General features: G+C 51.5%; 11 protein-coding genes. 9 read left to right on the forward strand and 2 right to left on the reverse strand.

Annotated elements, in window-relative coordinates; translation table 11 throughout:
- Positions 1 to 222: 222 nt before the first annotated feature.
- The 7 genes from B1728_RS20655 (at position 223) to B1728_RS20685 (ending at position 9,089) form a co-directional block, all read left to right on the forward strand.
- Positions 223 to 1,959: a sensor histidine kinase gene (locus B1728_RS20655; protein WP_256865442.1), complete on the forward strand. Its 1,737-nt coding sequence runs from the start codon at positions 223 to 225 to the stop codon at positions 1,957 to 1,959.
- 74 nt (positions 1,960 to 2,033) lie between these two features.
- Positions 2,034 to 2,837 carry a response regulator transcription factor gene (locus B1728_RS20660; protein WP_079912301.1) on the forward strand — a complete coding sequence of 268 codons (804 nt, stop codon included), beginning with the start codon at positions 2,034 to 2,036 and terminating at the stop codon, positions 2,835 to 2,837.
- 261 nt (positions 2,838 to 3,098) lie between these two features.
- A complete protein-coding gene (locus B1728_RS20665) occupies positions 3,099 to 4,751 on the forward strand; it encodes an extracellular solute-binding protein (protein ID WP_079912302.1) in 1,653 nt (550 codons plus the stop codon).
- A 61-nt stretch (positions 4,752 to 4,812) separates the two neighbouring features.
- A complete protein-coding gene (locus tag B1728_RS20670; RefSeq protein WP_079912303.1) occupies positions 4,813 to 5,703 on the forward strand; it encodes an ABC transporter permease in 891 nt (296 codons plus the stop codon).
- A gap of 22 nt (positions 5,704 to 5,725) precedes the next feature.
- Complete coding sequence (locus B1728_RS20675) at positions 5,726 to 6,610, forward strand: carbohydrate ABC transporter permease (protein WP_079912304.1); 885 nt, start codon at positions 5,726 to 5,728, stop codon at positions 6,608 to 6,610.
- A 351-nt stretch (positions 6,611 to 6,961) separates the two neighbouring features.
- Positions 6,962 to 7,753 (forward strand): endonuclease/exonuclease/phosphatase family protein, encoded by a 792-nt coding sequence (locus B1728_RS20680; protein WP_079912305.1) that lies wholly within the window; start codon positions 6,962 to 6,964, stop codon positions 7,751 to 7,753.
- A gap of 25 nt (positions 7,754 to 7,778) precedes the next feature.
- Entirely contained in the window at positions 7,779 to 9,089 is a 1,311-nt protein-coding gene (locus B1728_RS20685; protein WP_079912306.1) for a CehA/McbA family metallohydrolase, read from the forward strand.
- A gap of 60 nt (positions 9,090 to 9,149) precedes the next feature.
- Here B1728_RS20685 and B1728_RS20690 read toward each other — a convergent pair whose 3' ends face one another.
- Entirely contained in the window at positions 9,150 to 10,625 is a 1,476-nt protein-coding gene (locus tag B1728_RS20690) for a protein adenylyltransferase SelO (RefSeq protein ID WP_079912307.1), read from the reverse strand.
- A gap of 297 nt (positions 10,626 to 10,922) precedes the next feature.
- On the opposite strand from B1728_RS20690, the gene B1728_RS20695 reads away from it, so the two are divergent.
- Both B1728_RS20695 and thrS read left to right on the forward strand, forming a co-directional pair.
- Positions 10,923 to 11,927 (forward strand): LacI family DNA-binding transcriptional regulator, encoded by a 1,005-nt coding sequence (locus B1728_RS20695; RefSeq protein WP_079912308.1) that lies wholly within the window; start codon positions 10,923 to 10,925, stop codon positions 11,925 to 11,927.
- Between the two features lie 547 nt (positions 11,928 to 12,474).
- Positions 12,475 to 14,397 carry a threonine--tRNA ligase gene (gene thrS / locus B1728_RS20700; RefSeq protein ID WP_179136116.1) on the forward strand — a complete coding sequence of 641 codons (1,923 nt, stop codon included), beginning with the start codon at positions 12,475 to 12,477 and terminating at the stop codon, positions 14,395 to 14,397.
- Between the two features lie 69 nt (positions 14,398 to 14,466).
- On the opposite strand, the gene B1728_RS20705 is transcribed toward thrS, so the two are convergent.
- Positions 14,467 to 16,119 (reverse strand): sulfatase family protein, encoded by a 1,653-nt coding sequence (locus B1728_RS20705; RefSeq protein ID WP_079912309.1) that lies wholly within the window; start codon positions 16,117 to 16,119, stop codon positions 14,467 to 14,469.
- Positions 16,120 to 16,122: the final 3 nt, after the last annotated feature.

The raw sequence follows: 16,122 nt of genomic DNA on the forward strand, positions 1-16,122 counted from the left end.
GATTATAGGAGAAACCGAACTTTTAAGATCGAAGATTAAGCGCTTAATTGAAACTTAACCTGGATTCAACAAAAATCGGTTGTAAGCCGATTTTTTGCTCTATATAATAGGCAATAAAGAAGGGGAAACCGGTTTACACAATTGGATCATCCAGATCGTGCGCGGACAAAGAAAAGAATTTGAAAGCGCTTTATTAACGTTTCGTAAAGCGGGGTGTGTTTATTGAACCTATCGATGCTGCGAAGAAATTATTCGAAACCCTATTCGTTAAAATACCAGCTGATCATTATTCTATTCATAAGCTCGCTTACCCCGCTGATATTGATCGGAAGCATTTCGTATGTTTCGATGTATGCCATTTTGCAGAACAAGGCGGAAGGCGGAGTACAGAGCAATCTGCATCAGGTACGGATTTCACTTGAGGATACGATAGGCCAGCTGAACCATACCTCGCAGCAGCTTGCTTTTGACGGAAGAGTCGGTAAAAGCCTGGAAAGCTATTTGTCCGCCGACTTGTACGAGAAGAAAAGGTTGAATGACGATATCCGCAGCGAGCTCAGCCTGATCCATTTTACGAATCCGACGCTGGGTTTGATGTTTTATTACTTCGCCAACGACAATCAGAAGCTGTTTGAGAACTTCAACGTCCGTGACGATGACATCCTGAAGCTCCCCGTACTGATCCGTTTTGATAAAATTACGTATTACGGTCCGCATCGGTCGTTAAACCCGATTGACGGTAACGAAGTGCTGTCCATTCTGCGCAAGGTGGAGCTTCCCGATCGGGACGATGTGTATGTCTATATAGAAACCAATTTTAAATTGGCGGAAAGCATCATCAAGGATAACGATCAGTTCGGCGGCCATTTGGTCCATCTTATTGTGGACAATAACGGCAAGGTGGTATACAGCGAGAACACCGCCGATTTTCCCGTCGGTTCCAGTGCCGCTGCGGCCAGAAAGAAGCAGGCGCCGTCCGGGGGCTATTATATGTTCGAGGAAACGAGCAATCAGTCCTGGAAGGTGATGGCTGCCGTCCCCGAATGGGTCTACAAGCTTGAGATTAACCGGTGGATCAAGCAGTTCGCCATGTTTGCCGTACTGACCCTTGCCGTAAGCGGCTGTCTCGCCTGGCTCATATGGCGTGCCGTGTACCGCCCGCTGAATGTATTGAATGCAGACATTCGCAGCGTGAAGCATAATTACGAGCATTTTCCCGTGAGGCAATCGCAGATATCGGAGTTTGCCGTCATTTATCGCGAGTTCGCTGATATGAGGAGGCGCATTTTCGAGCTGATTGAAGAGGTCGAGCAAAAGGAAAAGGGCAAGGCGCTGCTTGAGGTAGAAAAGCTGATGACGCAGATTAACCCTCATTTTATACATAATACGCTGGATACGGTTCGCTGGCTGGCCAGGGCCCATGGGCAAAAAGAAATTGACCGCCTTGTATCGATGCTGAATAAAGTACTGTACTACAATCTCGGAAAAGGGGGACCTGCCCGTATCAGGGACGAAATCGAAGCGCTGCGGCATTATGTCGAGCTGCAGGGCATTCGTTATCATTTTCAATTTGAGGTCCATATTCATGCGAACCCGAGGGCATTGGAATTGCCGATCCCGAGATTCATCCTGCAGCCTTTGGTAGAGAATGCTTTGTACCATGGCATGGAGGATCAAGGGGCCATAGAGGTCGTTGTGAAGGAGGATGGGCCGGCGCATGTCCTTATCGAAGTGAAGGATAAGGGGGAAGGCATGTCTCAGGAGGAGATCGACCGCCTTATGCTCGACGATAACCCGGAGAGACGATTGGTGGGACTTGGCATAGGGCTTCAGTATGTATACCGTATGGTTAAGTTTCAGTTTGGCACGGATGCAAGCTTTCATATCGAGAGTACGAAGGGGGAAGGTACAACGGTTCGTCTCCGACTGCCCGTCGCAGAGTCTGAGCATGCAAGCTGACCTTAAAGAGATGTACCCCGCATTGGAATGTGCATCCCTCTTCACGATAACAGGAACCATTGGAGGTGTCAGCGATGATAAAAGTACTGGTGGTAGATGATGACCATTTGGTACGCAAAGGCTTTATTTCCATGATGCCGTGGGACAATTACGGCTTGAAGGTGGTAGGGGAAGCGGGAAATGGACGCAAGGCTTTGGAATTTCTCGAACACCATGAGGTCGATTTGCTGATCACGGATTTGGCCATGCCGGTCATGTCCGGAATTGATCTGATGCGTTCTGTCAAGGAACGGCACCGGCATGTTGCGATGGTGGTGCTTACCTTTCATCAGGATTTTGAATTTATTCAAGAAGCGCTGCGTCTCGGGGCGTTAGATTACATTACGAAGGTGGAGCTTGAGCATGAGCATATGGGAGAAGTGCTGAAGCGGATCGTGGACAAGATGAAGGCGAATGCACCGGAAGCGAATTGGCGAGCCGGGTTAGTGGATTCTTTGCAAGAGCCGACAGGAGAAGAAGGGCCTTATTCCCCGGAAGTAAAGGCGAGCGTCGCTAAGGCAGTTCAGATCATCCACGAGGAGCTGCAGGAGGACCTTCACCTGCCGGACATCGCCAGGAGGGTGAACATGAGCCGAAGCTATTTCAGCCGCTGCTTCCGGGATATCGTAGGCAAAACGTTCAACGACTATGTTAGGGAGGTGCGGGTCAATCATGCGAAGGAGCTGCTCAGCCGTACAGAGAGAACTATCAGCTGGGTCGCTACCCAATCGGGGTATCCGAATGAAAAATATTTTGGCAAAGTATTTCGTGAAATTGCAGGTGTGCTGCCGAGCGAGTTTCGAAGAATGGAGCACGAGGTCTCAAATCGTCTTCCATGAAGTGCAATTTCGTCCACAAAGCCAGACGATCAGAGGATAATTTGTGCCCTACTTCAGGACGCAAACTGACCTGGTCGTCTTTCTTTTTTCTTAAAATGGAGATGAGCAAGTTTTCTACCGAAAACACAAAGACAATGCTTACGAAGTTAGTTTTCTAACGAAGACTCAAGGACGATGCTTACGAAGATAGTTTTCTAACGAAAACTCAAGGATGATGCTTACGAAGTAAGTTTTCTATCGAAAACTTTTAGGAGGGGAAGTATGAAAAAGAAAAAAGTATGGCTGATGTTAGCGGCAATCACCGTCTTGATGACGGCCTGTTCCAGCAACACTCCCGAAAGCGGCAAAACGGCGGACACTCCAAGCCCGTCAGGACAGCCTAACGCCAAAATCGACCCTTTCAAAATGCCGAGTCCCGTTGAGGTAACGACCTTCAAGAGCGTCAGTGCGGGAGCCAAGCTGCCTGCGGGTGATACAGTGGAAAGCAACCAGTACATGAAATACATCGCAGATAAAACCAACATCAATTTTAAAATCTTATGGTACGCCTCCGGTCAGGATTACGACCAGAAGATGAAGCTGGCTGTAGCGAGCAATGATTTGCCGGATATGATGCTCGTCAACGAGCAGATGTTTCTGGCATTGGCCGATGCAGGCCAGATTGAGGATCTGAGCAAGGTATACGAGCAGTATGCTTCCCCTTTAACGAAGGAGCTGTATGCGTCCACCAACAATAAAGCGTTAGAGAAAGCAACCTATAAAGGCAAGCTGATGGGCATACCGAACATTAGCGTTCAGGCGGATGCGGCCAGTATGGTGTGGCTTCGCAAGGACTGGATGGATAAATTGGGGCTGCAGCCGCCCAAAACGATCGACGATGTGATCTCCATTGCCAAAGCCTTCGTCGAAAAGGATCCCGATGGCAACGGCAAAGCGGATACTATAGGCCTGGCGGGCTCCGAAGGCTCGCTCAGCGTGCCGGGCAAAGCCCAGCGCATCGACTTTAAAGGCTTCTTCCAGGCGTACAATGCCTATCCCGGCAACTGGATTAAAGACAGCAAGGGCAATATTGTGTATGCTTCCATTCTGCCCGAGACGAAGCAGGCGCTCGGCAAGCTGCGGGAGATGTACTCGGCCGGCTTGATCGATAAGGAGTTTGCACTGCGCAAGGATCCGAACCAGGTCGTTGTTGGCGGCAAAGCAGGCATTTTCTTCGGCCCATGGTGGTCGGGGGGCCTGATCGCCGATGCGATCAAAAATGATCCGAAGGTAGATTTCGCCCCTTATCTGATTCCCGATGCCAAAGGGGTCGTTAACACCCTGATGATTCCGGTCAGCAACACGTTCCTTGTCGTCAAGAAAGGGATGAAGCATCCCGAAGCGGCGATGATTTATGCGAATACCTTCATTGCAGCTCAGCGCAAGGTCGATCCGGATGCATTGAAGCTGGACTTCTCCGTCAGTGCCGAGTACTGGCCGGTAGGGAACGCAACCTATGATTACAGCGACGCTGTGGAGCGTAAGGCGGATGTTCTCAAAAAAGCGCTAAGCGGCCAAACGAAGCCTGAAGAGCTTAGCCCAGAGATGAAAGAGCTGTACGACAAGGCGATGCGGGATCAGAAAAATCCGAAGGCCGATCTGAAGGATTGGTCCGGATATTACGGATACACGGTGCCTGCCGATTTGCTCAGAACGAATATGAACAAAATTTACAGCGAGTATACCGCCGTTACGAAGACGATGGAACGAAAATGGGCAAACCTGCAAAAGCTCGAAAAGGAGACGTTCTTCAAAATTGTCATGGGCGAGCAGCCGCTCGATGCGTTCGATCAATTCGTCACCGATTGGAAGTCGCAAGGCGGAGATGAGATCACCAAAGAAGTGATCGACGAAATTAATAAGGCGAAAAAATAAACATAAGGAGCACCTCCCGTGAAAGGCGGTGCTTTCTTCATCTAACCTGGGTGGTGGGCCTATGAACATTAAATCGTACCACAAGCATTATCACCTGATGCTGCTTCCGGGCATATTGTTTTTGATTATGTTTCATATCGTGCCGATGTTCGGCATCGTCATTGCTTTTCAGAACTTCAAGATCGGGCTCGGCATTTGGGATTCCCCTTGGATCGGCTTGGAAAATTTCACTTACATGTTCCAAATCAAGGACAGCGGGCTGATCTTTTATAACACCGTTTTCATTGCCGTCTGTAAAATTATCGCTCATCTGGTGGTCCCGCTTATTTTTGCAATCCTGCTTAACGAAGTCCGCTTCATGGTATTCAAGCGCTGGGTGCAGACGATCGTCTATTTGCCGCATTTTTTGTCCTGGGTCATCTTGGCTGGGGTTGTCATTGATATGCTGTCGCTTGACGGCATCTTTAATCAAATCGTCAAGGCGATGGGACACGAGCCGATCTTGTTTCTGGCCAGCAACAAATGGTTTCCGGCCATTGTCATCAGCAGTGATATTTGGAAAGAGTTCGGCTTTGCCGCCATTATTTATTTGGCCGCCCTTGCGGGGATCAATCCCTCGCTGTACGAGGCGGCCGAGATGGACGGCGCGAGCCGCTTGCAGCAGCTGTATTACATTACGATGCCGAGCCTGGTTCCTACCGTTGTGCTGCTCGCAACACTCAGTATCGGAAACGTGCTGAACGCCGGCTTCGATCAAATATTTAACCTGTATAATCCGCTGGTCTATGAATCCGGGGATATCATCGACACCTATGTATACCGGGTCGGACTCGTTCAATCGCAGTACGGGTTCGCTACCGCGGTCAGTTTGTTGAAATCCATTATCGGCTTCGTTCTGATTATCATTTCTTACCGGATAGCTTATAAATATGCAAACTATCGTATTTTCTAGATAAAGCAGGTGATGACAACTCATGGTACGGAATAAAACCGTCTCAGCCCGGCTGGCTGAGGCAGCCTTACTGCTCATAATGCTCTTGATCTCGATCCTATCGCTTGCACCGGTTTTGCATACGTTCTCCGTATCGTTCAGCGATAATGCGGCAGCATCCGGGGGCTTCGTCAAATTTTGGCCGGTGGGCTTTAACATGGAATCGTACAAACGGATTATGGAGGAGCCGCATTTTCTTAATTCATTTATCGTATCGGTTAAAAGGGTGCTCCTGGGAGGAGCCATTAACTTCCTGTTAACGGTTCTGATGGCTTATCCGCTGTCGAGAAGCACCAAGGAGTTTCCTCAACGGAACCTGTATATGTGGTTCATGCTGTTCACCATGCTGTTCAGCGGCGGCATCATTCCGCTTTACCTGACGGTTAAGGCGCTGGGTCTTTTTAACACGATTTGGGCTCTTGTGCTGCCGGGAGCGGTTCCGGTGTTTAACGTGATCCTGCTTATGAATTTTTTCCGCAATATGCCTAAAGAGCTGAGCGAGGCAGGATACATGGATGGAGCGGGACCATGGTACATGATGGTTATGGTGTTCGTACCTCTTTCTCTGCCGTCACTGGCCACTGTTACGCTGTTCAGTATCGTAGGTCACTGGAACTCCTTCTTTGACGGGCTGATCTTCATGCGCAGTGCGGAAAATTACCCGTTGCAAACCTATATTCAGCAGCTTGTCGTGAACCTGAACATCGTGGAGCTGGATTCGTCGCAAGCCGAATTGCTGATGAAGGTATCGGATAAAACGCTCAATGCTGCCAAAATCGTCGTCTCTATGGTGCCGATTCTGCTCGTGTATCCGTTTTTGCAAAAGTATTTTATTCATGGGATTATGCTCGGATCGGTGAAGGAGTGAGTTTTGCCGAAGGCAAAATGGGATTCCGATAGGGCTGTTGAGAAACCCAAATAACTCGAAATATGCTATGTTACTTCCGGTGCGGTATACCCCTCCAGCCACTGTTGTTATCAGGAAATATTTAATTTAATGGTTTTACAGAGGGTATTTCCTGATAACAAAGGCGGACGCTAGCGCTCTTCCGAGGTATACCCCACCTCACGTATGGCCTATTTCTCGAAGAAATGGGCTTCTTAACAGCCGAGTAACAAGCATAAGCTTACGAAGCAAGTTTTGCCTACGGCAAAACTCAAAGCACAAGCTTACGAAGCAAGTTTTGACTTCGTCAAAACTCTAAGGAGGATAAAAAAAATGAACTACACGATGATGACCTTTAACTTGCGGTGCAACACGCCAAACGACGGAGACAACGCATGGCCGAACCGCATAGAGCGAGCGGCGGAGATCATTAAGGAGCATGATCCCATTGTTGTCGGAACGCAGGAGGGTTATTTTTCCATGCTGACGGAGCTGCAGGAGCAGCTGGAGGAATACACGTGGATTGGCATGGGCCGCTTCGGCGGATTTGAAAATGAGCATAACGCTATTTTTTATAAAAAGGATCAGTTGGAAGTTGTAGATCAGGGACACTTCTGGCTGTCGGAAACGCCTGATGAGGCAGCAACGAAAAGCTGGGGCAGCTATTTCCCGAGAATGTGCACTTGGGCTGCTTTTCGCGATGGAAACAGCGGCAAATCATTTACGGTATTTAACACGCACCTGGATCACTACAGCCAAGAGGCCCGGGATAACGGGGTAAAAGTCATATGGGACTATGTATCACGACATAGGAATCAAGACATTCCTGTTATCGTAATGGGGGATATGAACAGTGCGCCTACGGACCAGCCGATCCGTTACTTAAGGGGACTAACGGGTGAAGAAGGGCCGCAAGGCTGGCTTACCGACGCTTACTCGGTTTATGAAGGGGCCGTAGGTCGGACAGCTCACAGCTTTCAAGGCGGCAGGGACGGGGAGCCGATCGATTATATTTTTGCTTCGCCCGGCGTGAAAATATTGGAGACGAAAGTGGACCGAAGGCAGATTCGAGGGGCCTACCCCTCCGATCATTATCCTGTCATCGCATTAATTGAGATAGAGTAATTAAAACGGATGGGAGAATAGAGATATGGAGAGTGCGTCGAGACCATCGGTAACAAAGATATTCCAACGGAGCATCACTCCGGGCGAGCAGGGGATGTATATTGAAATTCCCTTTGATGTGCCTGAGCATGCGGAGGAACTATCGGTTGCGTACTCGGTAGATTCATTCGGTGAAACAAGAGCCGTCATTGATCTGGGCGTGAGGGATACGGAACGGGTGCGGGGATGGAGCGGGGGAGCCCGGAGGGAATTCCGGATCGGCCTGGAGAAAGCGACACCTGGCTATATGCCCGGCAAGCTGTCGCCGGGCTCTTGGGCGGTATTGCATAATGCTTACCGGGTGCCTGAGGAGGGCTGTCAGGTCACGGTTACTGTGGAAGTCCTTTTATCGGCGCCTCGCTGGCTCAAAGGCGATTTGCATACGCACAGCGTACATAGCGTCGGCTCCTATTCTCTAGAGGAAAATGCCGCAATCATGGAGCGGCTCGGCTGTGACTTCATCGCAATGACGGATCATAATACGGTAAGCCAAAATCAGGCTTATCCCCGCCATACATCGGTGGTGATGATTCCCGGAATGGAATTTACAACCAACCATGGACACAGCAATTTTCTGGGCATCGCTGATCCTCTGGACGACTTTCGCGTAAGGGACCGAGCGGATGTGGATGCTCGGATTCGGATGGCGCGGGAGCGGGGAGCACGGATAGTGCTGAATCATCCTCATTGCGAATTTTGTCCGTGGGAATGGGGGTTCCAAATCGATTTTGATTGGTTCGAGGTATGGAACGGCCCCTGGACTGATCGTAACGCCCGGGCGCTGCAGTGGTGGCAGGAGCAGTTAGCAGACGGTCGGCGTATAACTGCTGTTGGCGGTAGCGACGTACATCGGCCCGATAAGTATGTCAAGCATGCGATGCCCTGCACTTGGGTCTATGCAGAGACGAAAACAGGGGAAGGGATTCTGAAAGGCATTGACCGCGGGCATGTTTGTATATCGTATGCGCCGGAAGGCCCGTTCATAGAGCTGCGATTCGGAAGCTGCCGAACCGGAGATTCGGTTCCACAGGAAGAACGGGAGCTGCACGATTCCGTAACAATGACGGGTACAGGGCTGCTGCCGGGGGACCAGGTCAGGTGGTTCACGGAGAAAGGGCTTGTGAAGGAAGAGGTACTGGCTTCGGAACCGGGTGACGCCATTAGCTTGAATATACAAGGCTCTGCATGGGGAGGGCTCAGGTTGGTCCGAGCGGAGATTTGGCGGCGGTATGCTGCCGAGGGTGATCCAATGCTCATGGCCGCCCTTTGTAACCCCATATATTTTGAAGTTCTGTAAGTGAAAAAGGCTGCCGGTCGGGTAACCAACCGGCAGCCTTCATGACGTTCAGCTTGCTTATCAAGTCCCGCAGTATGTCCGGTACCGGCAGGCTGATTCCGGGGGCAGCCCCGCATACTCCTCCTGTTCGGGACTATAAGCGTAGGGATTTGAAACAATATCGACTAACCGTTCCATCACACTGTAATCCTCTTGGTTAACTGCAGCCTCCAAGGCTTCTTCCACGCGATGGTTACGAGGAATAACCGCCGGATTGCTGCTCCGCATCAGCTGCAGGGAGGATGCCTTGGGCTCTTGCTGTCTGCCAAGTCTCGCCAACCAACGCTCATGCCACTCCGCAAATCCCGTCGTGCCGAAGAAAACCGTTTCCTCCGGCTTCTCCAAGGTCAATGCGCGGAACGTATTGGTAAAATCCGCATGATGCTTCTGCATCATTTGGAGCAGGTCATCCACTAAGGCTTCGTCCTGCGGCTCTTCGTTAAAGATACCGAGCTTCGCTCTCATCCCGGAGAGCCAATGGGCCTGAAATTGCTTGACAAAATCAGCCAGAGCCTCCTCTGCCATCTTGACAGCCTGATCCTCATCCGGATGCAGCAGCGGCAGCAAAGACTCGGCAAACCTGGCGAGATTCCAGGCGGCAATACTCGGCTGATTCCCATAGGCGTAACGTCCTTGGACATCGATGGAGCTAAATACGGTCGCCGGATCATAAGCATCCATGAAGGCGCATGGACCGTAATCGATGGTTTCTCCGCTCAGAGCCATATTATCGGTATTCATCACACCATGAATAAAGCCGACCAGCTGCCATTGGGTAATCAGCTTGGCCTGCCGTTTGATAACCTCTTGAAGCAGGACAAGATAACGATGATCCTGTGTATCGGCCTCGGGGAAATGCCTTTGCAATGTGTAGTCGGCCAAAGCTTGGAGATCTTCAACGGAGCCCCAATTGGCGGCGTATTGAAACGTTCCGACGCGCAGGTGGCTGGACGCCACACGGGTCAGAACAGCCCCGGGCAGCCCGGTTTCGCGGATGATGGTTTCTCCGGTGGTCACTACCGCCAGACTGCGGGTTGTAGGGATACCGAGTCCATGCATCGCTTCACTGATAATGTACTCCCTCAGCATCGGCCCCAGTGCGGCCCGGCCATCGCCGCGCCGCGAATAAGGCGTAATCCCGGAGCCCTTTAACTGAATGTCTACCCGCCTTCCCCCGGGAGTGATCTGCTCGCCGAGAAGGAGAGCCCGGCCGTCCCCGAGCATGGTAAAATGCCCGAATTGATGCCCTGCATAGGCCTGCGCGAGAGGTGAAGCTCCCTCCGGAATCCGATTGCCTGCAAACACGTCGACCCCATCCTGACCTTGCAGCGCCTGGATGTTCAGCCCCAAAGAGGAGGCCAAGGCATGATTAAGGACGATCAGCTTAGGCGATCTGACCGGAGTCGGCTTGAGCCTGGTAAACATCAATTCCGGCAGGCACGCATAGCTGTTGTCGAAATGCCATCCTGCTTCTGCTGCAGTAACTGGTTCTGTCATTAAATTTGCTCCTTCCTTCTTGCGAGCTATTGGAATAGCCGCTCCATCTAAGCGTACTTCTGCCATTATTATACCCCGTTTCTGTAAAGATCGCCTTTTTTTCCTGCTGCACCATCAATTCCTTGATGTCTCGCCTAGCTTTAGCTTTTTCCATGGGAAAAAGAGGCTGTGGTTCCGGTGCTTCTGCTCTTCGTTTTCGCTTTTGGGGTAAGCGCTAATCCTTTTGAGTTTACAGTCATCGGGTGGATGTCGTATGATTAACAGTAAAAGACAGGAACAGCTCGAAAGGAGCAGGAAATGAAGCCGACAATTTATGATGTGGCCGAGGCCGCCGGCGTATCCATTGCCACGGTATCCAAGGTGATCAACGGTACGGGCCGCATTAGCGATAAAACGAGAAAGCATGTCACGAACGTCATGGAGGAGTTAAAATACCAGCCGAGCATGGTAGCCTCCGCTTTGACCGGCAAAAGCACCTTCACCGTCGGGTTGACGTTACCGGATTTGGCGAACCCGTTTTTTGCCGAAATCGCTCGTGCGGTAGAGGATCGGGGGCATGAATACGGATTTAACGTGTTTATATGCAGCACCGATAACGATCCCGACCGGGAGATCAAATATTTTTCGCTGCTCACACAAAAAAGGGTAGACGGCGTTATTGTCGCGACTCGTACGCAAAAGGATTTATTCCTCAAAAAGCTCATCCAGCAAAATGTGCCGATAGCGCTTATTACCGGGGAAATGCCGACATTGGCCGTAGATACGGTGATGGTGGACGATTTCCTGGGAGGCTATCAGGCAGGAACCCACTTGGTCGAGCAGGGGCATCGGAGAATCGCCATCCTGGCTGAGGATGTGAACACGATGAGCAACCGGGAGCGGATTCGCGGCTGCAAGCAGGCGATGACTTCGGCAGGGCTCGAGGTGGACGAGCGTCTTGTGGCCTCAGGCGATTTTACGGTTAGCGGAGGGAAGGAGGCGATGCTTCGTCTTCTCGATATGGAAGAACCGCCAACCGCGGTATTCGCGTGCAATGATTTGCTCGCCATCGGTGCCATTCAAGGAGCGCGCGAGCGGGGGCTTCAGCTGCCGCAGCAGCTGTCTGTCGTCGGCTTCGACAATACGATCTTGGCGACGATAATCGATCCGCCGTTGACAACGGTCGCCCAGCCGATTCAGGAGATCGGGAGACAGGCGATGGATCTGCTTGTGCAGGAAATTAAAGGCGAAAAGTCCATGAAGCAGCGGGTCGTCCTGATGCCGGAGCTGGTCGTTCGCGGTTCTACGGCAGAGCTGAACTAGGAAAATTTGCGTGATTTAAGCGGCGGAACTAGAGATACAGTCTGCATGACGACAGACCAAGCCCGCATCGGATGGGAGTGTTCGATGCGCTCTGTAAAGCGCCTGAATCGGCCTCCCGGCCAAATCACAACTTTGCAGGGAGATTGAAAACGCCGCTTGACCTTTTGCAATACGATGATTATAATGGGGAACCAATAACATATTTTCAGGCAATGACCAAAGACATGATTTCCTTCAAGGACTGTCAGAGAGAGGAGGTTAGGTGAGAGCTCCTTCAGCGACCGGAAGCGGAATTACCCCTTTGCAGCCGTGATGTCGAACCTGCGGATTGTAGTGCTGCAGCAGTAGACAGCACCGTCTCATCCGCGTTAATGGATGCTTGAGGAACTTGCATGCGGTATGCTTAAAGCAGCTTGCCCGCTGCTTGGCTTATTTGGTGCAGGTTTGAATCAGGGTGGAACCACGAGCTGAACGCACTCGTCCCTTGGGAGAGTGTGTTTTTTTTGCGTTCAAATAAATCAAAATTGGGAAGAACGGAGGCGTCACCATGGGTAGTAATGAGATGAAAGTCACTTTGCCGAATGGAGCAGTTAAGGAGGTTGGACGGGGAACCACGATCGAGCAAGTGGCGGAGTCCATTAGCCCGAGCTTGAGAAAGAATGCCGTAGCGGGCAAGCTGAACGGCAAGCTGGTCGACCTGAACCGGCCTATCGAGGAGGACAGTCTGGTCGAAATCGTAACGCTCGATAGTAAGGAAGGCTTGGAGGTATACCGGCACAGCACGGCGCATTTGATGGCGCAGGCGATCAAGCGCATCTACGGACAGAAGGCGGTGAAGCTCGGCATCGGACCGGTCATTGCCGACGGCTTCTACTACGATATCGATATCGAGAAGCCGCTGTCTACAGACGATCTCGCTAAGATTGAGCAAGAAATGGAGAAGATCGTGCAGGAGAATCTTCCCATTGTGCGCAGGGAAGTCAGCCGCGAGGAAGCGATCCAGACGTTCGAGAAGCTGGAGGATCCTCTGAAGCTGGAGCTGATCCGTGATCTGCCGGAGGATGCGGTGATCTCGATGTATGACCAGGGCGAGTTTTTCGATTTGTGCCGTGGACCTCATTTGCCTTCGACAGGACGGATCAAAGCGTTCAAGCTACTTAATGTAGCCGGAGCCTACTGGCGCGGAGACTCCAAGAACAAGATGCTGCAGCGGATTTACGGAACAGCTTTTCCTAAGAAGGCCAATTTGGAGAAGCATCTTCATCTGCTGGAGGAAGCCCGAAAACGGGATCACCGGAAGCTCGGCAAAGAACTGGGATTGTTTATGTTTTCCGAGGAAGCGCCGGGTATGCCGTTTTACCTGCCTAAGGGAATGGCGCTCCGTACACAGCTTGAGAATTATTCCAGAGAGCTTCAGCTGAAGAAGGATTACGACGAAGTTCGTACACCGTTCATGATGAATCAGCGGATGTGGGAACAGTCGGGGCACTGGGATCACTATCATGAGAATATGTACTTTACGGAAGTGGATGATACGAGCTTTGCGCTGAAGCCGATGAACTGCCCGGGGCATATGCTGATTTTCAAAAATAGCCTGCACTCCTACAGGGAACTGCCAATCCGACTCTCCGAATTCGGCCAGGTGCATCGCCACGAATTCTCGGGAGCCTTGAACGGGATGATGCGGGTCCGGACATTTTGCCAGGATGATGCGCACATCTTCGTGCGGCCGGATCAGATCGAAGAGGAGATCGGCCGGGTTATTGCGCTTATTGATCAGATGTACCAAGTGTTCGGCTTCGAATACAAGATCGAACTGTCCACTCGTCCGGAGGATTCGATGGGTTCGGAGGAGCTGTGGCAGCAGGCGGAAGCATCGTTGCAGAACGTGCTGGAGCACCGCGGCATCGAATACCGCTTGAATGAAGGGGACGGGGCGTTCTACGGACCGAAGATCGACTTCCACATTCTTGACGCGCTCGGCCGGAGCTGGCAGTGCGGCACGATTCAGCTCGACTTCCAGATGCCCGAGAAATTCGACCTAAGCTACATCGGCGAGGATAACCAGAAGCATAGACCGGTTGTCATCCACCGTGCGATTTACGGATCGATTGACCGCTTCATCGGGATATTGACGGAGCACTACAGCGGTGCTTTCCCTGTGTGGCTCGCTCCGGTACAAGCGAAGCTGCTTCCGGTGTCCGACAACTATATCGACTATGCGCTTCAAGTGAAGAAGCAGCTGGAGGATGCAGGCATCCGCGTGGAAGTCGACATTCGCAGCGAGAAGCTCGGCTATAAAATCCGGGAAGCGCAGCTGGAAAAGGTCCCTTATATGCTGGTGCTGGGCGAGAGCGAGAAGAACTCCGGCCAGGCAGCCGTCCGCAGCCGCGGAGAAGGGGATCAGGGCGTAATGAGCATTGCGCAGTTTGTTGAACAAATCTCGGCAGAGATACAGAACAAACAATAAGCTCTGGCTTACAAAGCAAAAAGACCGCCAAGGGCGGTCTTTCCTCATTTTATCGATTACGAAAGGCAGCTACGCTTCCTTTTCTTCCTTGATAACGTAAGTCGCAACGGCTTCCTCACTATCTTTATACCCGATTCGCACGGCCTTTGCGCGAATCCGGGTTGCCCCTTCAGTCAGAATAATCGGGCTGGTATACAGCTTCCAGCGCGGCTCTGGTCCCTCATCTGTTGTGTAGGCGATCGATGCGCCCTGAGTTGCGGAATGCAGCATGACGGCAGTGGGCTCATGGAAGACTCCGTTCGGAGAAGGCTCGACGCCGGACAACCCGTTATTGATCGGGATGTAAATAGGGGCTGCAGCAGCAGGCTGAACCCCTCCCGGCCACATCTGATTGACCATCTGCTCTTCCGGGATTCCGCCCCAGACATCATATTTGTCCTGCCAAACATCCAACGCCGTGCGCATTCTTTCCAAAACGCCGTTGTATTCGGGATCATCCGCTAAGTTGCGAATTTCATACGGATCCTTCTCGCAGTCGTACAATTCCTCAGCAGGACGGCGGTTCTGCATCAGGATTTGCTGATCTCCCTCAAGCTGTCCGGCTAATTGCAAGCGCCACAGCTCTTGGAACATCGGATGCTGGTGACTGAATGGAATCCATTGCAAATAAGGTTTTTCCGGATAGTAATTTCTTATATATTTGAACTTTTTGTCGCGTACGGCGCGTACCTTGTCATACGCCTCATCATACCGGTCGCGTGTAGCATAGACGTAATCCCGTGCTTGCATGTTCTTACCTAAGAACGGCTGTCCTTCCAGATGATACGGCATTGCCGCTCCCGCAGCGGATAACACCGTCGGACCCAGATCGATCAGGCTCACGAGCTGGTCACTCACTTGTCCCGGTTCTAATGCGCCTGGCCAACGAACGATAAGCGGCACGCGGATTCCCGCATCATACGGCCACCGCTTCGCTCGGGGGAGACCTTCGCCATGGTCGCTCCATAGGAACACGATGGTATTATCGGCGAGTCCGTCCTCCTCCAGCTGGCGCAGAAGCTTCCCGACAAATTGGTCCGCTTCCTCAATAAGATCATAATATTTGGCCAGTGCCTGACGGGATTTCGGCGTATCGGGCAAATAAGGAGGAATGGTGACTTTATTAGGGTCGGTTACGAGCGGCTTCTCTACCGTCTCATTCGGATAATACGCTTTTCGAACCATATCTCCCCACATGGAGCTTTCATGAGTCAGTATATGATTGAATACGGCGAAGAACGGCTGTCCGGGCTCCCGATGGCGCCAATGGGCTTCCATTCCATCTTCGTCCCAGGCGGTTAAAGGCGAAGCGAATTGGTAGTCGGTTTTAAAATTATTCGTACAATAATATCCTTCCGCCCGTAAATATTCGGTAAATGTCTTGACGTGGGCTGGAGGAACGGCAAAATACGGCGTAGGCAGCTCCGGCGTATTCACATTGGTATGCTCCGTACGCATATGGTGCGTTCCTATCGAGGTTTGGTACATACCCGTGATAACAGCCGACCGGCTTGGCGCGCACACAGCTGCCGTTGCGAAAGCATTGCGATACGTTACGCCTTCTTCAGCCAGCTTGTCTATGTTAGGAGTCCGCGCTAACGAATCTCCGTAACAACCGAATCTGGGACTTGTATCCTCCAGCGAAATCCATAGGATGTTAGGTCTGTCTGGTCTCTTGTTCATAGC

Source organism: Paenibacillus sp. 32352 (assembly GCF_002042965.1).
Taxonomy (GTDB): Bacteria; Bacillota; Bacilli; order Paenibacillales; family NBRC-103111; genus Paenibacillus_S; species Paenibacillus_S vulneris.